Source organism: Hymenobacter norwichensis DSM 15439, assembly GCF_000420705.1.
Lineage (GTDB): Bacteria > Bacteroidota > Bacteroidia > Cytophagales > Hymenobacteraceae > Hymenobacter > Hymenobacter norwichensis.
In genome coordinates, this window is the sequence record NZ_ATVL01000009.1 from 221,379 (window position 1) to 240,965 (window position 19,587).

Sequence of the window (19,587 nt, forward strand, 5' to 3'; positions counted from 1 at the left end):
AGCGGGTGAATCCGCCTTACAGCACCACATGAATAGCTGCCTCGTTGCCCGCCTGGTCGCGCAGGTAGAGGGTAGCAGGGCCGCGCAACGGAGGCCCAACCTTGTCGGTTGACTCCGAGAAGAGCAGGGCGTTTTTGTGCTCGAAGCGCAGCAGATGAAACTGGCCGTTCACCTCCAGCTTGTAGCTGGCCAGCCCCGACATATCATCTCCAACCTTGAACGCCACTCCGGCTGGGCCTTTGCGTAGCAGCCGTGCCGAGGGAGGCGTCACGTCGGTGTACAGCTTGAACTGCCCGAAGGCTTTGATAGGGGCCGAAATAGCGTTGCCGTCCCATTTGCCGCCCACGTAAGCGCGGCCGCCGTTGGCCGTCACGCTGTAAATAGCGGTACGGGCTTGATCGGCTACTTCAGTTTCGGGCTTCAGCGTCAGGCGCAGGGGCTGATACAGCGGCGTGCGGGGCAGGTGCACGGTCCAGATACCTGCCTTATAGCCGGTTTGCACATACAGCGTATCGAACAGCGTTGCGCGGCCGAAGTTGAGCTGTAAATGGCTGGTGGTGAAGGTGAAATCGCGGCCCGAGGGGATGAGTGCCTGCCGGTCGAAGCGCTTGGTGATGCCACCAAACTGCATGGAGTCGGGAAGGCCGGCGCGCAGGTCGTAGAGGTAGGTAGCTGCGCTAAGTACGGTGTAGCTAGGCCGCAGCGTGAGGCGGCGGTTGCCTTTGAACAGCGTCAATGGGCCGCTAGTGGCAGCCGTATCAGTGTCGGCGGCGGTGGCTACCAGCAGGTTGCGGCTGATTTCGTAGCGCAAATCGGGCTTTTTCACAAGCGCCGAGCGGGTTTTGGTGTACACCGGCTGTTGCCCGCGCAGCACAAACCGCAGCGGCGTGGTGTTGCCGTACGAGTCGGCCAGCAGAACTTCCACGGCGTACAGTTTGCCATCTTCTACCTGTAAGCGGCCTTTTCCGGGGCCGGTGGTGTACATAGTCAGGTCGTTGCCGTCGTCCACGAACAGCTTTTCAAACAGCCGCCCTTGGGTGAAGCGCCATTCGTAATCGGTGTGGCGGTTGATTTGGCGCGAGCCTTCGGGAAACGGAATATCATCTACTACGTGCTTGTAAATGGGCGTGCCGTTTACGCGCACTTCCACCCGTTGCAGCCCGTTCTTGTTCCAGGCCCCATCAAACCGGTCGAAGGCCTGCACCAGAAAACCTACCGTGCCGAAAGCCGGAATGGTATCGGCCCACACGTTGCCACCGCCGTTGGGCAGCGCAGGGGCTTTCGGCACGAATACCGACTTGCCGAACTTGCCCAACACCCGCGCTTCAATACCCAAGGCTTCCACCGCAAACGCCTGCAACTGCGGCGCCACATGGTCCTGAATTTCGGGGAAGCCCCCGAACTGCAAGGGGTTCAGTTGGTTGTCTTTGGCGTCGCGCACTTCCCAGTGCAAGTGCGGCCCCGCCGAGCCGCCGGTATTGCCCGATAAGGCCACCACGTCGCCACGCTTCACCGGAAACTGGTTCTTGTCGAAAAACAGCTCTAGTTCATAGGTCTGCTTGGCGTATTGCTGGCGTAGCAACTCGTCGGCTGGGGCTCCTTTGAAGTGGTTGAGGTGGCCGTACACCGTGGTTAGCCCGTTGGGGTGGGTGATGTAGAGCACGTTGCCGTAGCCGTAGCTGCTTTGCTTGAGCCGCGACACGTAGCCGTCGGCGGCCGCGTACACCGGCAAATCCACCCGGCCATCGGTCTTGATGTCGAGGCCGCCGTGGAAGTGGTTGGGGCGCAGCTCGCCCATGCTACCAGTCAGGAAGTTGGGCTTACCAGGCTTGATGGGAAACAGGAAGTAGCCATCAGGCACTGCGGGCCGCGGGCCGGCGGGTGGTGGCGGGTTTTGGCTGAGCGAGTCGGTTTCTTGGCCGCCGCAGGAAGCCGGCTGCAACCCCAAAACCAATAATAACAGCGGAAGCAGGGCCACACTCAACAGCCGCCTTGAGGGCGCATTCAACACATCGGGCATTCGCAAAATCAATCAACTACAACGAAAACCAGGGCGGAAACCAGCATAGTGCCGTTGCCGTCGAGGTTGATTCGCTGGTATTTACAAGAAAGAAAAAAACAGTTGGGCGCCAGAAGTAGCTTTGCTAAACTGCCACCATACCACAGGCCAACGATGAATACCGCAAAAACTGCGTCTCGCTAACTCAAAAAAACAAAGCGGCTAAGTGGCCAAGCATAGTTCAGACGATTACTTGACGGCTAAGTCCAGCATTTTTTCGTCGCCTATGTAGCCCGTGAGCTGGTCGCCAATCTTCACGGGGCCTACGCCACTCGGGGTGCCTGTAAAGATTAAGTCGCCCATTTTCAGGGTGATGAACTTGGAAATGTAGCTGATGATGGCACTAAAGTCGTGCATCATCAAACTGGAGTTGCCCTGCTGGCGCACCTCGCCGTTCACTTCCAGCCGGAAGTTGATGTCCTTGAGGTCGGGGAAGTCGGTGACGGGTTTGAACGTTTCGCCGAGCGGGGCCGAGCCGTCGAAGCCTTTAGCTAGTTCCCAGGGCAAGCCTTTGCCTTTGAGCTTGCTTTGCAAGTCGCGGGCCGTGAAGTCGATACCCAAGCCGATGGCATCATAATAGGTGTGGGCAAACTTGGGCTCGATGTTCTTGCCATTCTTGCAGATGCGCAGCACCAACTCGATTTCGTGGTGGATGTCCTGCGAGAAATCGGGGTAGAAAAACGGCTGATTACGCTGGAGCAAAGCCGTATCGGGCTTGGAGAAAATGACGGGCGCGTCGGGCGTCTCGTTTTGCAGTTCGGCAATATGGTCGGCGTAGTTGCGGCCGATGCAGAGGATTTTCATGAGGAAGGCGTAGCGGCTGGGGACCGGGTAAATAAGTTGGAGATGGGCGGCCAGAGGCGCACTGCTTGCGGAGGATCGAGGCCCTAACGGGCTGGCAGGATAGCCAAAATTAGCGCTTAATTCGCGGCCCGGAAATGAAAAATTACCGGAAAGCACGCATATCGGCTGTTGAAAAAGGTGGCCCCAAACATTTTTCCTACCTCTTATCGTATAGGTAGGGGCTGTAGTAGCCGGCTCTGTTTGCTTGCTTCAATCCGCTTTCCGCTCCCATACTTTTCTCTCCAAAGTTTCTTCGCCATGCTTAAAAAATTTGCCTTAGCCAGCTGCTTGCTAGTGGCCGCCGGCTGCACTACTGTTCCGATTACCGGCCGCCGCCAGCTCAGCTTGGTTTCCGATGCCGAGATGAATGCTATGGCGGTTACTGAGTACCAGAAAGTACTGGCTTCCAGCAAAGTAATTAGTAGTGGTGCGCAGGCTGCTATGGTGAAGCGCGTGGGCCAGCGGATTCAGCAGGCCGTGGAAACCTACTTCCGCCAGCAAAACCAATCCAGCCAGCTGGAAGGTTATGCCTGGGAGTTCAACCTCATTGACGACAAGCAGGAAAACGCCTGGTGCATGCCTGGCGGCAAAGTGGCTGTGTACACTGGCATTCTGCCTATCACCCAAGACGAAACCGGCCTGGCCGTAGTTATGGGCCACGAAATTGCGCACGCTGTAGCCCGGCACAGCTCGGAGCGAGCCAGCCAGCAGCAGGCCGCGCAAACGGTGGGTGGCGTAGTGTCAACTGCTGTGGGGCAGACGCCAACGCTCAGCCAGAACGTGTTTTTGCAGGCCGTAGGCTTAGGCTCACAGCTAGGACTATTGAAATACGGCCGCAGCCAGGAGTCGGAGGCTGACCACCTGGGCCTAATTTTTATGGCTATGGCGGGCTATAACCCTGATAAGGCCGTGGATTTCTGGCAGCGCATGGACGCTCGCGAAAATGCTGCCTCACCACCGGAATTTCTTTCAACTCACCCTTCCAACGGTACGCGGGTAGCGGCAATTCAGCGCGAATTACCGGAAGCGCGCAAATACTATAAGCCATAACTCGGCTGCGCGTGCTACCTTTCGGCATGATGACTTCTCTGCGTTCCTGCTCACGCCTGGTACTGGCTATTGCGTTAGTGGTTACGGGCTTATCAGCCTGTGAGACTTCCAAAAAAGGTATTCCCGAATTCACTTCGCCCGATAAGAGCGACATGAGCAGCCGCAAACAGGAAGCAGTCAGCAAGGTAGTGGCTTCGGTGGGTGAGAAGGGCCTCATCAAATACTTGGTGCCCCGCGAGCAGCTAGCGCTGGCCTTTAATAGGCAGTTCGGCGACGGCACCACCATCGACAAAACAATGGTGCGCAAAGTGCAGGGCGACCCCAAAGACCCGGCTTCGTACTACCTGGTAGGGTTGGGGTTGCGCAACGGCATGTTCCGGGGTATGGCCGTACCCCTGACTCTGGTTTCTGATAAGGAGCTTTCGTTGCGGTCCAACGCCTCACGCTACGTTATTACGGGGGTGGGCTGCACGTTCTGCTTCTTCAATTTCGAGAACAACGACATTGTAGGGACAACCTGCGAGGAAAACACCGGCGGCAGCAGTTGCGACCTACGCATTCAGGAAGGTAATACTTTGTTTTCGCGTTAGTTATGCTGAGTCGTAAATGGATTATGCGCCTTTCGCTCACGGCCCTGGCCTTGCTGCTCACCACCGACCGGCGGCGCCCGAAACCCGAGCCAGTTCCGAAAGCGCCTGACCCTGAAAAGTAGAAAAAGCCCGCCAGAAGGCGGGCTTTTTTATTGGTTGGAAGTTAAAACTTAAGCCGCCGTTTCAATGAAACGGGCAATTCGGCTCACCAGTAAGTCTGGATTGACGCGTTCCAATGGGTGCGGCGTGTTCATCAGTATCTCGAAGGTGGCATGGGGCATATGGTCGGCGAAGCGGCGGGCAGCATCTACGCCAGTGGTTTTGTCTAGCTCGCCTACCATAATCTGTACGGGTGTATTGAGCGTGGCCAGGTTCTCGGTGGTGAGTAGCGGCCGGGAGCCAAGACCGCGCAACATAGCAGCAATAGCGGTTAGCAAGTCGGGTAGGGGAGTAGGGGTGTGCAGCTGCTCTAGGTGCGCGGCAAACTCAGGGACTTTCTCTCGCATTTTATCGGGGTCCAGAAAGCGGTTTTCCAGCGCGGCCGTGGCCGGCGACCAGTCGAGCTTAGTGCCCAGCGTAGTAACGCTTCGGATAATAGTAGGTAGCGCCAGCGCTGCTACCAAGGCCGCATAGCCGCCCATGCTGTAGCCAAACAAGTGTACCGCCGTTAGACTTTGCGTTTCAATGTATTGCGTCACCTGCTGCGCAAAGTTTGGCATCGAAAACGTGGCGGTATTTAGCGGCTGGCCCGCGTGCCCGCTGAATGAAAACGTATGCACGTGGTAAAACGCCGACAACTCACGCGCCAGCGGCTTCAGCTGGGCTTCCGTTGCCAGCGCGCCATGCAGCAAAAGCAAATGTTGTTTCATATAATTGGTTTTCAGTACGTAGTGCTTAGGTCGTGCTTGCAAACTGTTGCTAGAACAACCTAAATACTACGCACTAGGCACTAAGGAATAAGCGCTATTGCACCACTTCTTGGGCTAACTGCTTCAGGTCCAGGCCATCAAACGTACCCGACGACATCATCAATAGGTTAGCGTTCTGCCAGTTCTGCTGCTGTAAAAAATCTGCTAGCTGCTTGCTGTCGGTGAACACCTGCAAATCGGAGCGGCCAAACGCCTGCGCTACCTGCTCGGGGGCTAGCGGGGCCAAACGCTTGTGTTCCAGCACCTGCGGGTTGAAATACACTACCGCCACATCGGGTGCATCAAAGGTGTGAGCGTACTGGGGTAGAAAGGCTGGGTTGAGGCTGCTGAACGTGTGCAGCTCCAAGCAAGCCACCAGCCGCCGCTTCGGAAACTGCTTCTTGAAGGCAGTAGCGGTGGCTTTCAGCTTGCTAGGAGCATGAGCAAAGTCCTTATACACCACCGAGCCCGTTCCTTCGGCCACCTTTTCCAGCCGCCGCGCCGCGCCTTTAAACGTAGCCAGCGCCTCATAAAACGACTTAGCCTTGATGCCTAGCTGCTTGCACACCTCCTTAGCCGCCGAAATATTGCGTAGGTTATGTTCGCCAAACACCTGTACTGGCACTTTCTCGTCTTTCTTATTCAGCAAAAACGTTTTGCCATCCTTGATAACGTGTTCATGCGGGCCATAGCCGATGTAGTGCACATCGGGGTGGCTGGGTACCGTTACAAGTTGCACCTGCTCGTCGTCCTGGTCGTAGATGAGGGTGCCGGCTTTAGGCGTCATCTCCGCAAAAATCTTGAACTGCTCCCGGTATATTTCCTCGTTTGGAAACACGTTGATATGGTCCCAGCTGATACCGGAAATTACCCCGATATGGTGCTGGTACAAGTGGAATTTCGGCCGCCGGTCGATGGGGGAAGACAGATACTCGTCGCCCTCGATGATGATAATGGGCGCATCCTCGGTGAGTTGCACCATTAAATCAAACCCCTCCAACTGGGCCCCTACTGCGTAATCGAACTTGCGACCTTGGTAGCGCAACACGTGCAGAATCAGGGAGGTAATACTGGTTTTGCCATGTGAGCCGCCGATTACCACCCGCTGCTTGTCCTTAGATGCCTCGTAGATGAACTCTGGAAATGAGTACACCCGTAGCCCGAGCTCCTGCGCCCGTAGCAGCTCGGGATTATCGGGGCGAGCATGCATGCCCACAATCACAGCGTCGAGGTCGGCGCTGATTTTTTCAGGAAACCAGCCTTCCTGCGCCGGTAGCAGCTCGGCCGCCTGCAAGCGGCTTTTGGCGGGCTCGAATATTTCGTCGTCGGAGCCCGTGACCTGGGCGCCGCGCTGGTGCAGGGCCAACGCTAGGTTGTGCATAATGCTTCCCCCGACGGCAATCAGGTGGAGGCGCTGTAAGGAGGAAGTTAGGGAAACAGTCATTCAGGCAGGAGGAAGGAAAGCGGGCGGCAAAGGTACATTGATGCGCTGATTGTTGATTGGTAGCGGCCGATTGGTGACTGGTAATGGCTAATTGTTGGTGTGCGGATTGCTGAATATCAATTTTTATTCGCCCACCACCAATCAACAATCCACCGCCAACGACCAACCAAAAGAAACCTTTCGGCACGCTTCCGGATTGTAGGGCGCAGCCGTTAGCTTTGTGCCCCTTTGAAAAATATTGGGTGAGAAGTGGAGTTATAAAGAAGCGCAACCCTTAAGTAGCGCCTACCGAAAACTGCTCGAACCTGCTTACCTTGTAGTACTGACCCACGTGATGAATGACCGGATGGATGACCGTTTAAAATTATCGGCCTCGCGCGCCAAAGCCGCTTGGAACAGCCGCCCGGCGGTGGTTCCAGCGGGTGGCCCGGCCGGTAAGCTGCCGCCCCAGGCGCTGGAGCTGGAAGCAGCAGTACTGGGCGCGCTTATGCTCGAAAAAGACGCCCTCACCACTGTAATCGACATTCTCAAGGAACGCAGTTTCTACAAAGACGGGCACCAACGCATCTTCAAAGCCATCCTCAACCTGTTCGATAAGTCGGAGCCGATTGACATTCTGACGGTTACGCACGAGCTGCGGGAGATGGGCGAGCTGGAAGCCGCCGGTGGGGCGCACTACGTGGCCAACCTCACGTTCAAGGTCAACTCGGCGGCCAACGTGGAGTACCACGCCCGTATCATCACCGAAAACGCCATCAAGCGGGAGCTGATCAACATTGCCAGTACCATTCAGCGCGACGCTTTCGAGGATACCACCGACGTATTCAACCTGCTTGATAACACTGAGCAGGCCCTTTTTGAAGTATCTGAATCGAACATTCGTAAGAACTTCGACGACATGCGCAGCCTGATGGGCAAGGCCATCAAGGAGCTGGAAGAAAAGAAAAACCAAAAGGATGGCCTCACCGGCGTACCATCTGGCTTCTCGGCCCTGGACCGGGTAACCAGCGGCTGGCAACCCTCTGACCTGGTTATTATTGCGGCCCGGCCCGGCATGGGTAAAACCGCTTTCGTAGTGTCGGCGATGCGCAATGCAGCGGTGGAATTCAAGAAGCCGGTAGCCATCTTCTCGCTGGAAATGTCGTCGTTGCAGCTCGTGAACCGTTTGATTTCGGCGGAGGCTGAGCTGGATTCCGAGAAGATCAAGAAGGGTAACCTAGCCGACTACGAGTGGGCTCAACTCAACCACAAAATTTCGGCTTTGTCGTCGGCGCCCATCTACATTGATGATACGCCGGGCCTGAGTATTCGGGAACTGCGTACCAAGTGCCGCCGCCTGAAAGCGCACCACGATATTTCGATGATTATCATCGACTACTTGCAGCTGATGACTGGCAACACCGACGGCAAGGGCGGTGGCAACCGCGAACAGGAAATTGCCAGTATTTCGCGGGCGCTTAAAGGTATTGCCAAAGAATTGAACGTGCCGGTCTTGGCCCTGTCGCAGCTTTCTCGCTCGGTGGAAACCCGCGGCGGCGACAAGAAGCCACAGCTGAGTGACCTTCGGGAATCGGGTTCTATCGAGCAGGATGCCGACATGGTTATCTTCTTGTACCGGCCTGAATACTATAAGATTACGGAGGACGAAATGGGCAACCCCACCCAGGGTACCGGCGAGGTTATCATTGCTAAACACCGGAATGGTTCCCTCGAAACCGTGCAGCTCAAGTTCATCGGTAAGTTCACCAAGTTTGCTGACCTTGACGGCGCGGGGGGCTTCGGCGACGCGGGCAGCTTCAATACCGGGGCCTTCCCTAGCAGCACCTTCGATGAAGACCCCTCGGCCTTCGCCCCCAACACCATCCGGCTCGGCTCCCGCATCAACAACGACGCTCCGCCGCCCGCCCAGCCCTTCCCCCGCAGCAACTTCGACGACGGTCCGCCGCCGTTTTAAGGTTTAGTTTTGAAAGCGTCAGATGGCAACGTCTGGCGCTTTTTTGTTTTACTTCGAAATCAAACATTGCCGCACCAACTTGCCCCGCATGAAACACCTGTTACGCCCCGGCCTGAACTTTCGCCTCAACGGCCGCTTGTGGGTGGAAACCAACGACGACCGGTATATGGGCATTGGGCGGCTGGAGCTACTGACCCAGATCCAGGCGCAGGGCTCGATTTCCAAGGCAGCGCAGCAGATGGGCATGTCATATAAGCGGGCTTGGGACTTGGTGAGTTCGTTGAACGCGCAGTCGGGGAGGCCGCTGGTGAGCACGCAGGCCGGAGGCAAGCGGGGTGGGGGAGCCGAAGTAACTGCCGAAGGGCAGCAGATGATCCAGGAGTTTCAAGCGCTGCAAGAACGGTTTCAGGCGTTTTTGCGCGCCGAGGAGGCACGGCTGCTGTAAAGCACACGCGGGCCTCGAGAGGGAAGGCCACTAAAAAGCAAGTGCTAACAATTTGCAGGTCCCAACGTTATATTTGAAAGAATATAACGACTTGCATGACCAACTCTACCTACCGCGCCAGGCTGCTATTCATCTTGTTGCCGTTGCTTTCGAAGCCCATGCTAGCGCTAGCGCAGAAGCCAGCACGCACCCAACTGCCTGCCGATACTACGCGCCAGAAAGTAGCGCTAGGGGAGGTGGTGGTGGCTGCCTCCAAGGTAGAGGAGAGCTTTTTGCAGTCGCCGGTGACAGTGGAGAAGCTGAACGCGCGGCAGCTGCGGCTTACGCCGGCGCCTTCGTTTTTTGATGCCATTGAGCACCTAAAAGGCGTACAGGTGATTACGCCTAGTCTGAGCTTCAAGGTGATAAATGCCCGGGGCTTCACCAATACCACCAACGTGCGGTTTGCGCAGCTCGTAGATGGTATCGACAACCAAGCGCCCCATATTGGCGGGCCGATTGGCAACGTGTTAGGGCCGAGTGACCTGGACATTAGTACGGTGGAAATTGTGCCAGGTACGGCGGCTGCGCTCTACGGGCTGAACGCCATCAACGGACTAGCCAATTTCAGTACCCGCAACCCGTTTCGGAGTGAGGGGCTGAGCGTACAGCAAAAAACCGGCGTCAACCATGTGGGCGACCCCAACAGCAACGTGAAGCTATTCTCGGAAACTAGTGTGCGCTACGCCAAAGTGCTGACGCCCAAGCTGGCCTTCAAGGTGAACGGCACCTACCTGCGCGGCTACGACTGGATTGCCAACGACCAGACCGAGCTGAACCCCAATGGCAACGCCACCACCGGCCTGTTCGGCGCGGACAACCCCGCGCGTGACCCGGTGAACCGCTACGGCAATGAGTCATCGAACCGGAGCACGCTCACGCTGGGCGGCAAGAGTTACTCAGTGGCCCGCACTGGCTACAACGAGCAAGATGTAGTGGACTACCACCTGCAAACCATCAAGTACGATGCGGCGTTGCACTACAAGCTGGGTGCTAGCGCCGAACTGGCCTACACCTACCGCGGCACCGTGCTCGACAACGTGTACCAACGCTCCAACCGGTTTCGGCTAGAAGACTACCACCTCCAGCAGCACGCCGTGCAGCTGACCACGCCGGTGGTGCAAGCCCGCGCCTACCTCACCACCGAAAACACCGGCAAGAGCTACAACCTGCGCTCCGCGGCCGAAAACCTGGACCGCAGCTACAAGCCCGATGCCCTCTGGAACCAGGAGTACACCGCCGCCTGGAATACCGCCACCGCCAACGGCCAGACCGTAGCGCAAGCCCACGCCACGGCCCGCGCCGCTGCCGATGCTGGCCGCTTGCAGCCCGGCACCCCCGAGTTCGAGCAGCGCCTTGAGGAACTGGCTGGCATCAACAACTGGGACGCCGGGGCAGCTTTGCGGGTGAAGGCCGATTTGGTGCACGCCGAAGGCCAGGTGAACATTGCCGAAGCATTGCGCCGCAACGGCACCGTCTGGCCCGCCACGCTCGACCTGCTGGCCGGCGCCGACCACCGCACCTACATCATCCAGCCCGACGGTAACTACTTCATCAATCCTGAAAGCGGCAAAGACCCGCTCCGCGACAATCTCACCTACAGCAAAACCGGCGGCTTCGTGCAAGCTGGCGCCCGGCTGCTCGACGAGCGAATCCGACTCACGGCCACGCTCCGCGCTGACAAAAACGACTACTTCAGCATGCGGTTTAACCCGCGCTTTACGGCGGTGTACTCGCCCACGCGGCAGCACAATTTCCGGGTGAGCTACCAGAGCGGCTACCGGTTTCCGAGCTTGTTTGAAGGCTTTTCCAACGTGAACAGTGGGCAGGTGAAGCGGATTGGCGGGCTCCGGGTGATGTCGGATGGAGTGTTTGAGAATAGCTATTTGCGCAGCTCCATTGATGCCTTCAACACGGCCGTAACGCGCGACCGAAACACCAACGGCCAAACCCTGGCGCAGGCCATTGCCAACAACCAGAATCAGCTGGTGAAAACGCCGTACACTTACCTCAAGCCGGAGCACATCAAGTCGTTGGAAGTAGGGTACAAGGCGGCGCTGCTGCCCGATGGCCGGCTGCTGGCCGATGTGGATTTCTACTACAACACCTACCGCGACTTTATTGCGCAGGTGGAAGCCTACGTGCCCCAAACCAGTACCGGCCAGCCCCTCAACCTCGGCACCGACCTCAACACCATTGCCACCGCCCTGAACGCCCGCACTGGTCAAGCCCGCTACCGCCTCTGGACCAACTCGCAAAGCCAGGTGTACAACTACGGCGGCTCCCTAGGCCTGCGCTACGACGTGGCCGGCGGTTACCTAGCCGGCGCCAGCGTCACCTACACCCGCCTCGACCGCACCGAATCCGGCGACGGACTAGAAGACGGGTTCAACACGCCGCGCTGGGCCTACAACCTGAGTGCGGGCAACGAAAAGGCATACAGGAATTTCGGCTTCGGGCTGAACTACCGCTGGCAGGCGCGCTACTACTCCCAAACCTTCCTAGTGAACGGCTACGTGCCCGCCTACCACACCCTCGACGCCCAACTTAGCTACACCATACCCGCCCCCAATCTGCGCTTCAAGCTAGGTGCCAGCAACCTGCTCAACGACTACTATGTGAGCTACCTAGGCGGCCCCAGTATTGGCGGCCTATACTATTTGCAGGTGACCTACGGGCTGTAGGTTCAGGAGGGGATAGGTCGATAAAACCTTACAGGAAGTTGGGAAGGCATACATATCTTGTAGTAGTTCTGATCATATCGATTATGCCTATTGAAGCTCTGCGTACGTACTTTCAAGGCAAGCTGCCTCTCACGGAAGCCCAGCTTTCGGAACTGGAGCGGCTGTTCACGCCGCGCCACCTGGCCCGGCACGAGGTGTTAATCCGGCAGGGGGAAGCCAGCCGATACGGGGCGTTTGTGGTGCGGGGCTGTTTGCGCAGTTTCGTGACGGACGACCGGCAGAAAGAGCACATCCTGCAATTCGCGCCCGAAAACTGGTGGATTTCCGACCAGCATAGCCTGGTGCGCCACGAGCCGGCGCTGTTTTCCATTGATGCCCTGGAGGACTCCGAGGTGCTGCTGTTTAGCGGCGAGCTGTACACGTACTTCCAGAAATTCGGGCCGGAGTTCCAGACGCTGTTCTACCAACTGCTCCAGAACAGCCTGGTAGCCATGCAGCGGCGGCTGATTGGGGTGCTGAGTGAGCCGGCCGAAGTGCGGTACCAGGATTTCCTGCATCTGTATCCTACGCTGGCCCAACGGCTGCCCTTGCGCCATGTGGCCGCGTACCTGGGCATCACGCCCGAGTCCTTGAGCCGAATTCGGGGGGAGCTAGCCCGGCGGTAGGGTGCTGCTGGCTTTTGCGCTGTGTTCAGGAGAATATAACGCAAGTTAGACGAAACCTATGGTCGAGCTTGCTGCGAAATAGGGCTTATTTAGAATTAATATAGCTAATCTGTCAAAAGGAGCGAGGTTAGGCTATTCAGGTGAGTGAAATCTAATATAGGATTATAAATAGTGTAAATATTGGGGAATCGGTAACGCAACAAGCTCGGCAGGCGTAAGCATGGATACTGTTAAGCTGCTGGGTCAGCCCGGCAGGCTTCTCTATCCATCAACTCCCCATTCCCTCTCTATGATACAGCAACCGACCAACACTTCGGGCGGGGCTACTTCGTTGCCGGCACCGCCGTCGGCGGGTAGCGTCACGCTCACCATCAACGGGGTGCAGCGCCACATGCAACTTGCGCCTTGGACCACGCTGCTCGACGCTCTGCGCGAATACGCCGACCTCACCGGTACCAAAAAGGGCTGCGACCATGGGCAGTGCGGTTCCTGCACGGTGCTCGTGAACGGTAAGCGCATCAACAGCTGCCTCACGCTGGCTGTAATGCAGGAAGGCAACGAAATCACCACCATCGAAGGGCTGGGGCAGCCAGAAAACCTGAGCCCCTTGCAGCAAGCCTTCATCGACCACGATGCCTTTCAGTGCGGGTACTGCACGCCGGGCCAGATTTGCTCGGCCCAGGGCCTCATCAACGAAGGCCGCGCCCACACCGAAGACGAAATCCGGGAGCTGATGAGCGGCAATATCTGCCGTTGCGGTGCCTACGTGGGCATTCTGGCCGCCGTGAAAGAAGTGGTGGACAAGCAGAGTAGCAAGTAGTAAGTATAGAGTAGTGAGACAGAATACTTGCTGTTGTCTTACTATACACTTTGTCTTAATACTTGATACTCAATACAAAATACTGACACCATGAACAGTTTCACTTATACCAACGCAACGGCCGTAGATGCGGCGGTGCGCGAAAAGTCTACCAATACCAAAGCCGCTTTTGTGGCGGGTGGCACCAATCTGCTGGATTTGATGAAGGAAAACGTGGAACGTCCCACGCGCCTCATCGGCCTCAATAAGCTGGCAGACTTAGCTACCATCGAAGACAACCCGGAAGGCGGCTTGCGCTTGGGTGCCCTAGCCACCAACGCCGACACTGCCTGGCACCCGGAAGTGGAGAAGCGCTACCCGCTGCTGAGCCAAACGATTCTGGCCGGCGCCTCGCCGCAGCTGCGCAATATGGCTACCAATGGCGGCAACCTGATGCAGCGCACCCGCTGCTATTACTTCTACGACCTCGCCACGCCCTGCAACAAGCGGGAGCCCGGCTCGGGCTGCTCGGCTCTCAACGGCTTCAACCGGATTCACGCCATTTTAGGCGCCAGTGAGCATTGCATTGCCACCTATCCTTCGGATATGGCCGTGGCGCTGGCCGCGCTGGAAGCCACCGTGCGCGTAAGCGGCCCCCACGGCGAGCGGACCATTCCGTTTGCCGATTTCCACCGCCTGCCCGGCGACCAGCCCGAGCGCGACAATACACTGGAAACCGGTGAGTTGATTACCGCGCTGGACTTGCCGGCCAAAGGCTTCGAGAAGAACTTCACCTATCTGAAGCTGCGCGACCGGACCAGCTACGCCTTTGCCGTGGTATCGGTGGCGGTAGGGCTGGAGCTGGAAGGCAACGTTATCAAGGAAGCGCGCATTGCCTTGGGCGGCGTGGCGCATAAGCCGTGGCGCGTAATTGCGGTAGAAGAAACCCTGCGCGGCGTAACGGCCACTGAAGATAATTTCCGAGAAGCAGCTACCGCGTTGCTGCGCGATGCGCAGGGCTACGGCTCTAACAACTTCAAGATTGAGCTTGCCAAGCGCGCCATTGTGCGGGCCCTCAAGCAAGCCACCGAAATGAATCAGCCGCTCGACGCCAACGCGTTTTTAAATTCCAACCCATGAGTGACCTAACCACTACGCCGCGCCTTGTGGAGGCCGGTACTTCCAATACCAGCTACATCGGGAAACCCACGAGCCGCGTAGAAGGCCCTGCCAAAGTAACCGGTACCGCCAAATACTCGGCCGAGTTCAACGTGCCCGGCCTGCTGTACGGCTACGTTGTCACCAGCCCGATTACCAAGGGGCGCATCACCAAAATCAATTCGGCACCGGTGCTGGCGTTGGAGGGCGTGGTGCAGATTTTCTCGCACGAGAACGTCCCGTCCCTGGCCTGGTTCGACCGCAACTACAAAGATGATGTGGCCCCCGGCGGCTCGCCGTTCCGCCCCCTACACGACGCCGAAATCAAGTTCAATATGCAGCCCGTGGCGCTGGTAGTAGCCGATTCCTTTGAGGTGGCCCGCTACGCCGCGTCGGTGCTGGAGATTGAGTACGAGCAAGAGAAGTTCGATACTAACATTGACCTAAAGCGCGACGAAGGGCACAAGCCCGGCAGCGGCAAAACCGGCTTCATGCCGCCGCCGCCGCCACGCGGCAACCCCAACGACGCCCTCAAAAACGCCACGCACCGCATTGAAGGTGAGTACATTCACGGCGCGCAGCATCACAACCCCATGGAGATGTTTGCCACCACCGTGGAGTATCACCAGGATGGCAAAATCACGGCCTACGATAAAACGCAGGGCGTGTACAACGTGCAGCAGTACATCACCAAAATTTTCGGGCTGAGCAAAGACGAGGCGCGGGTGGTGAACCACTACATGGGCGGCGGCTTCGGCTCGGGGCTGCGGCCACAATATCAGGTGTTTCTGGCGGTGCTGGCGGCCTTGGAGCTGAAACAATCGGTGCGCGTGTCGCTCACACGCCAGCAGATGTTCAGCTTCGGCCACCGGCCTCACACGCTGCAATACCTGAAAATGGGCACCAACCCCGACGGCACGCTGGCCGCCTTGCACCATCACGCGCTGCACGAAACCTCGAAGTTTGAGGAGTACACCGAAAACGTGGTGAACTGGTCGGGTATGCTCTATCAGTGCGAAAACGTGAACCTGGGCTATCAGGTAGCCGAACTCGACGTGTATACCCCTCTGGACATGCGTGCCCCTGGTGCCGCAACCGGCTCGTTTGCGCTGGAAGTAGCCATGGATGAAATGGCCTACGCCGCTGGCCTTGACCCGCTGGACTTCCGCATCCGCAACTACGCCGAGCAAGACCAGAACATGAAGAAGCCCTTCTCCAGCAAAAAGCTGCGGGAGTGCTACCACGAAGGTGCCGCCAAATTCGGCTGGGACAAGCGCACCCCCGAGCCACGCTCCATGCGCGAAGGAAACCAGCTGATTGGCTGGGGTATGGCCGGCGGCGTGTGGGATGCTTCCATGCAGAAAGCTGCCGCCAAAGCCATTTTCACCGCCGATGGGAAGCTGGAAGTACTCAGCGCCGCCGGCGAAAACGGCACCGGTACCTACACCATCATGACCCAGATTGCGGCCGAAACCCTGGGCTTGCCCCTCGAAGCCGTAACCTTCAAGCTCGGTGATACCAATATGCCGGAAGCGCCACTCCAAGGCGGTTCTTGGACTGCGGCGTCGGTTGGCTCTGCCGTGAAAAACGTGTGCACGGAAGTAGGGGAGAAGCTGCTCAAGCTGGCCCAAAAGATGAAAGGCTCGCCCCTCAAAGGCGCTAGCATCGACGACGTACACTTCGCCGACGGCCAGATTCGCTTGAATACCAACCCCAGCGAGGCTGTGGTAATTCGGGACATTCTGCCAGCCAGCGGCGAAGAAAAGCTGGAAGTGGAATCGTCGGCTATGCCCAACATGATCAAGCAGCAGCCTTATTCCATGCACTCGCACAACGCCGTGTTTGTGGAAGTGAAGGTGGATGAGGACCTAGGTACCGTGCACGTAACCCGCGTGGTAAACGCCGTGGCTGCTGGCCGCATCCTCAACACCAAAACCGCCCGCAGCCAGGTTCTCGGTTCGGTGGTGTGGGGTATTAGCATGGCTCTGATGGAGGAAACCGTAATGGACCACACCTTCGGCCGTTACATGAACCACAACTACGCCGAATACCACGTTCCCGTCAACGCCGACATCCACGACATCGACGTGGTGTTTGTGGAAGAGGAAGACGACAAGGTGAACCCGCTCGGTGTGAAAGGCATTGGTGAAGTGGGAATGCTCGGCGTAGCCGCCGCCATTACCAACGCCGTGTACCACGCCACCGGCAAGCGCGTGCGGGAATTGCCCATCTACATGGATAAACTGCTGTAAGCATCTGCTTGCCATTAAATGCAAAACGCCCCGGAACCTGCTGGTTTCGGGGCGTTTTAGTGTAGTAGTAAGGTGGGGTTAGGCTGGCACCCGTGCGTGTTGTGGGCTGTTGCGTACTTTTGCCCTCCTTAGTAAGAACCCCACGCACATTCACATTCAAGTATGAAAGTTTTGTTGGTGGAAGACGAGCCTCAGTTGGCTTCCTTTATCAAAAAAGGATTTGAGCACGAGGGCTACGAGCTGACCGTGGCCTACGACGGCAACTCGGGCTGGTCATTATACCAGCAGCAACCCTACGACCTAGTGATTCTGGACGTGAACCTGCCTTACCTCAATGGAGTGGAGCTGTGCCGCCTTATCCGGGCGAACCGCCACCGCGTGCCGGTGCTGATGCTCACCGCCCTCGACAGCCTTGCCGACAAGGAATTGGGTTTTGAAGCCGGAGCCGACGACTACTTGGGCAAGCCGTTTGCCTTCCGGGAATTGCTGCTACGGGCCCGGGCCCTAACCAAGCGCTACGCCGAAACCGGTGCCCCCCAGCTGCTGCGCCTCGCCGACCTAGAGCTGAACCTGGACTCGAAAATCGTGAGCCGGGCCGGGCAGCGCATCGACCTCACCACCCGCGAGTATTCGTTGCTGGAGCATCTGCTGCTAAATCAGGGCCGTATTGTGTCGCGCGTGGATATTGCTGAGCGGGTGTGGGAAGTGGATTTCGACACCACCACCAACATCATCGACGTATACATTGGCTACCTGCGCAAGAAGGTGGATAAAGGCTTCGAACCCAAGCTCATTCATACCGTGGTGGGCATGGGCTACGTCATGCGCGAGCAGTAATACCAACCCGATATGCTGATTCGCAACAAGCTAATGCTGCGCTTTACGCTGCTGGTACTCGGCATCCAGCTCAGCTTTTCAACCTTCATCTACTTCTTTCACGCTAACGCCCGCACCCAGCGTTTCGCGCACCGCCTGGCCAACAGCGCCACGTTGGCGGGGCGCCTGCTGGTGCGCACCCACAAGCTGGAAAAGGGCATGCTAGGCTCTTTGCGCCGCGACGACCTGCTTATTCTGGCCCGCGAGCAAATCAGTATCTACGGCCCCGACAATACCCTGCGCTACAGCAGCAATGACCACATCAACCAGACAGTAAACCGTGCCCGCCTGGCTGCGCTGGCGCCCGGCCAGCAAACCATCTACCCCCGGCAGGGCCACCGCGAAACCATCGGCTTGTCGTTTGCACACCCGCCGCACGGCTACTACCGCATCTTTGTATCGGCCGAGGACCGGGTGGGGTGGGCGCAGCAGCGGCAGCTGGGGTTGCTACTGCTGCTCGGCAACATTGGAGCGCTGGCCATTGCCATTGTGGCTGGCTGGTTTTTTGCCGGTTCGGCGCTACGCCCCATTGCGCGCATCATTCGGCAGGCCCGCCGGATTTCGGCCACCAACCTGGGGCGGCGCCTCTCTGAAGGCAACGGCCGCGACGAGCTGGCCCAGCTTAGTCTGGTTATCAACAACATGCTGGCTGGGCTGGAGCAGGCGTTTGAAGTGCAGCGCAGCTTTTTGTCGCACGCTTCGCACGAGCTGCGTACCCCGCTCACCACGCTGGCCGGTACCCTGGAAACCGCGCTGGAGTATGATACTACTTTGGCCGAAGCTCGCCAAAGTATGGCTCAGGGCCTACAAGCGGCTCGCCACTTAAGTGCCCTTACCACCGGCTTGCTTAATCTGGCCAAAGCCGATGGTGCCTTGCCAACTTTTGCGCCGGTTCGGCTGGATGAGTGCCTGAACCAGGCGCTGGAATTTGCCCGTGCCAACTACCCCGGCCGGGAGTGGAAGCTGTCCATTGGTGATTTCCCTGTTGAAACGGAGGGTGACCTATTCACGCTGCCTGGCAACGCCGAGCTGCTCACCACGGCCATCCTCAACCTGCTCGATAACGCCGGTAAATACTCACCCGGCCCGGTACGGACCGAGCTAGCCTATGCCAACCCGCATACGCTACGGGTGCGCGTGCAGGATGCCGGTCCTGGTCTCTCGACTGAGGAGCTTCAGCAGATTTATGAGCCCTTGTATCGGGCCACAGGTGCTCTGGGCCGCCCCGGCTACGGCCTGGGTTTGCCCCTAACCCAGCGGGTGGTGCAACGCCACGGTGGCCGACTGGAAATTACCTCGGTGCCGGGGCAGGGCACCACGGCCACGGTGTGGCTGCCGGCCACGCCCCTCTAACCGGGCGCCGGCATTAGCTCCCAGCTAGAGAGGGGCACACAAATAAATAGGAGAGCCCGCTTAGGGAGGTAATCACCTCTTTAAGCGGGCTCTCATGTTTTCTCATACGCTTCTCATCTCATTCTAATGTCGGGGTAGGTCCTTTGTAACACGTTCCATGTGGCTTCGGCTGCCCGACTGTAATGACCTACTTAGAATCCCGCTCCCTCAAGTTCCTGTCGTTTCTGCTTGGCGGAGCGCTGGCATTGTCGCTGGGGCTGAATGGGCTGCTGCTGGCCGTGCGGTTTGAAGACTGGCCCGACGACGTAAGCGCCGAGCTGACCGCCACCACCGCCGACCTACACCAGACGCAACGCCAGCTGGCCGACTGCCAGCAACAGCAAGATAGTTTGCTGGTGTTGACGCGCAAGCCAACAGCTGGCATGGCCCTCACCGCCCAATAATCCGCTACTCTCTCCCTCTTGTCAT

General features: G+C 58.0%; 16 protein-coding genes. 12 read left to right on the forward strand and 4 right to left on the reverse strand.

Features of this window, described 5'->3' with window-relative positions:
* Positions 1 to 16: 16 nt before the first annotated feature.
* On the reverse strand, positions 17 to 2,020 hold the full coding sequence (locus G536_RS28265) for a M23 family metallopeptidase (RefSeq protein WP_084708655.1): 2,004 nt from the start codon (positions 2,018 to 2,020) through the stop codon (positions 17 to 19).
* A gap of 228 nt (positions 2,021 to 2,248) precedes the next feature.
* Positions 2,249 to 2,863, reverse strand: coding sequence for a fumarylacetoacetate hydrolase family protein (locus tag G536_RS0115885; protein WP_022824595.1), 615 nt, complete (start codon positions 2,861 to 2,863; stop codon positions 2,249 to 2,251).
* 297 nt (positions 2,864 to 3,160) lie between these two features.
* On the opposite strand from G536_RS0115885, the gene G536_RS0115890 reads away from it, so the two are divergent.
* Together G536_RS0115890 and G536_RS0115895 are read left to right on the forward strand one after the other, a co-directional pair.
* Positions 3,161 to 3,952, forward strand: a complete 792-nt coding sequence (locus G536_RS0115890) for a M48 family metallopeptidase (RefSeq protein ID WP_022824596.1) — start codon at positions 3,161 to 3,163, stop codon at positions 3,950 to 3,952.
* Positions 3,953 to 3,978: 26 nt separating this feature from the next.
* Positions 3,979 to 4,542, forward strand: a complete 564-nt coding sequence (locus tag G536_RS0115895) for a hypothetical protein (protein WP_157530679.1) — start codon at positions 3,979 to 3,981, stop codon at positions 4,540 to 4,542.
* A gap of 170 nt (positions 4,543 to 4,712) precedes the next feature.
* Here G536_RS0115895 and G536_RS0115905 read toward each other — a convergent pair whose 3' ends face one another.
* Together G536_RS0115905 and G536_RS0115910 are read right to left on the reverse strand one after the other, a co-directional pair.
* Positions 4,713 to 5,411, reverse strand: coding sequence for an alpha/beta fold hydrolase (locus tag G536_RS0115905; protein ID WP_033370436.1), 699 nt, complete (start codon positions 5,409 to 5,411; stop codon positions 4,713 to 4,715).
* Positions 5,412 to 5,505: 94 nt separating this feature from the next.
* Positions 5,506 to 6,894, reverse strand: coding sequence for a UDP-N-acetylmuramate--L-alanine ligase (locus tag G536_RS0115910; RefSeq protein ID WP_022824600.1), 1,389 nt, complete (start codon positions 6,892 to 6,894; stop codon positions 5,506 to 5,508).
* A gap of 346 nt (positions 6,895 to 7,240) precedes the next feature.
* Here G536_RS0115910 and dnaB point away from each other — a divergent pair, with 346 nt between their 5' ends.
* The 10 genes from dnaB (at position 7,241) to G536_RS0115960 (ending at position 19,562) form a co-directional block, all read left to right on the forward strand.
* The gene (dnaB, locus tag G536_RS28270) at positions 7,241 to 8,848 is read left to right on the forward strand and encodes a replicative DNA helicase (protein WP_033370437.1); all 1,608 of its coding nucleotides are present in this window, start codon (positions 7,241 to 7,243) and stop codon (positions 8,846 to 8,848) included.
* Positions 8,849 to 8,936: 88 nt separating this feature from the next.
* A complete protein-coding gene (locus G536_RS0115920; protein ID WP_071837754.1) occupies positions 8,937 to 9,293 on the forward strand; it encodes a winged helix-turn-helix domain-containing protein in 357 nt (118 codons plus the stop codon).
* A gap of 95 nt (positions 9,294 to 9,388) precedes the next feature.
* Complete coding sequence (locus G536_RS0115925; protein WP_022824603.1) at positions 9,389 to 12,016, forward strand: TonB-dependent receptor; 2,628 nt, start codon at positions 9,389 to 9,391, stop codon at positions 12,014 to 12,016.
* A gap of 83 nt (positions 12,017 to 12,099) precedes the next feature.
* On the forward strand, positions 12,100 to 12,681 hold the full coding sequence (locus tag G536_RS0115930; protein WP_022824604.1) for a Crp/Fnr family transcriptional regulator: 582 nt from the start codon (positions 12,100 to 12,102) through the stop codon (positions 12,679 to 12,681).
* Between the two features lie 289 nt (positions 12,682 to 12,970).
* Entirely contained in the window at positions 12,971 to 13,501 is a 531-nt protein-coding gene (locus tag G536_RS0115935; protein WP_022824605.1) for a (2Fe-2S)-binding protein, read from the forward strand.
* A gap of 90 nt (positions 13,502 to 13,591) precedes the next feature.
* Entirely contained in the window at positions 13,592 to 14,620 is a 1,029-nt protein-coding gene (locus G536_RS0115940; protein ID WP_022824606.1) for an FAD binding domain-containing protein, read from the forward strand.
* Positions 14,617 to 16,890 carry a xanthine dehydrogenase family protein molybdopterin-binding subunit gene (locus tag G536_RS0115945; RefSeq protein WP_022824607.1) on the forward strand — a complete coding sequence of 758 codons (2,274 nt, stop codon included), beginning with the start codon at positions 14,617 to 14,619 and terminating at the stop codon, positions 16,888 to 16,890. Before G536_RS0115940 ends, G536_RS0115945 begins: the two co-directional genes overlap by 4 nt.
* 162 nt (positions 16,891 to 17,052) lie before the next feature.
* Positions 17,053 to 17,727, forward strand: a complete 675-nt coding sequence (locus tag G536_RS0115950) for a response regulator transcription factor (protein WP_022824608.1) — start codon at positions 17,053 to 17,055, stop codon at positions 17,725 to 17,727.
* A 12-nt stretch (positions 17,728 to 17,739) separates the two neighbouring features.
* Positions 17,740 to 19,119: a sensor histidine kinase gene (locus tag G536_RS0115955; RefSeq protein WP_022824609.1), complete on the forward strand. Its 1,380-nt coding sequence runs from the start codon at positions 17,740 to 17,742 to the stop codon at positions 19,117 to 19,119.
* Positions 19,120 to 19,301: 182 nt separating this feature from the next.
* Positions 19,302 to 19,562 (forward strand): hypothetical protein, encoded by a 261-nt coding sequence (locus tag G536_RS0115960; RefSeq protein WP_022824610.1) that lies wholly within the window; start codon positions 19,302 to 19,304, stop codon positions 19,560 to 19,562.
* The last annotated feature ends 25 nt before the right edge of the window (positions 19,563 to 19,587 follow it).

Coding starts and splice junctions, on each gene's coding strand:
- G536_RS28265 (WP_084708655.1), bottom strand. CDS start 2,020: ATGCCCGATGTGTTGAATGCGCCCTCAAGGCGGCTGTTGAGTGTGGCC.
- G536_RS0115885 (WP_022824595.1), bottom strand. CDS start 2,863: ATGAAAATCCTCTGCATCGGCCGCAACTACGCCGACCATATTGCCGAA.
- G536_RS0115890 (WP_022824596.1), top strand. CDS start 3,161: ATGCTTAAAAAATTTGCCTTAGCCAGCTGCTTGCTAGTGGCCGCCGGC.
- G536_RS0115895 (WP_157530679.1), top strand. CDS start 3,979: ATGATGACTTCTCTGCGTTCCTGCTCACGCCTGGTACTGGCTATTGCG.
- G536_RS0115905 (WP_033370436.1), bottom strand. CDS start 5,411: ATGAAACAACATTTGCTTTTGCTGCATGGCGCGCTGGCAACGGAAGCC.
- G536_RS0115910 (WP_022824600.1), bottom strand. CDS start 6,894: ATGACTGTTTCCCTAACTTCCTCCTTACAGCGCCTCCACCTGATTGCC.
- dnaB (WP_033370437.1), top strand. CDS start 7,241: ATGGATGACCGTTTAAAATTATCGGCCTCGCGCGCCAAAGCCGCTTGG.
- G536_RS0115920 (WP_071837754.1), top strand. CDS start 8,937: ATGAAACACCTGTTACGCCCCGGCCTGAACTTTCGCCTCAACGGCCGC.
- G536_RS0115925 (WP_022824603.1), top strand. CDS start 9,389: ATGACCAACTCTACCTACCGCGCCAGGCTGCTATTCATCTTGTTGCCG.
- G536_RS0115930 (WP_022824604.1), top strand. CDS start 12,100: ATGCCTATTGAAGCTCTGCGTACGTACTTTCAAGGCAAGCTGCCTCTC.
- G536_RS0115935 (WP_022824605.1), top strand. CDS start 12,971: ATGATACAGCAACCGACCAACACTTCGGGCGGGGCTACTTCGTTGCCG.
- G536_RS0115940 (WP_022824606.1), top strand. CDS start 13,592: ATGAACAGTTTCACTTATACCAACGCAACGGCCGTAGATGCGGCGGTG.
- G536_RS0115945 (WP_022824607.1), top strand. CDS start 14,617: ATGAGTGACCTAACCACTACGCCGCGCCTTGTGGAGGCCGGTACTTCC.
- G536_RS0115950 (WP_022824608.1), top strand. CDS start 17,053: ATGAAAGTTTTGTTGGTGGAAGACGAGCCTCAGTTGGCTTCCTTTATC.
- G536_RS0115955 (WP_022824609.1), top strand. CDS start 17,740: ATGCTGATTCGCAACAAGCTAATGCTGCGCTTTACGCTGCTGGTACTC.
- G536_RS0115960 (WP_022824610.1), top strand. CDS start 19,302: ATGACCTACTTAGAATCCCGCTCCCTCAAGTTCCTGTCGTTTCTGCTT.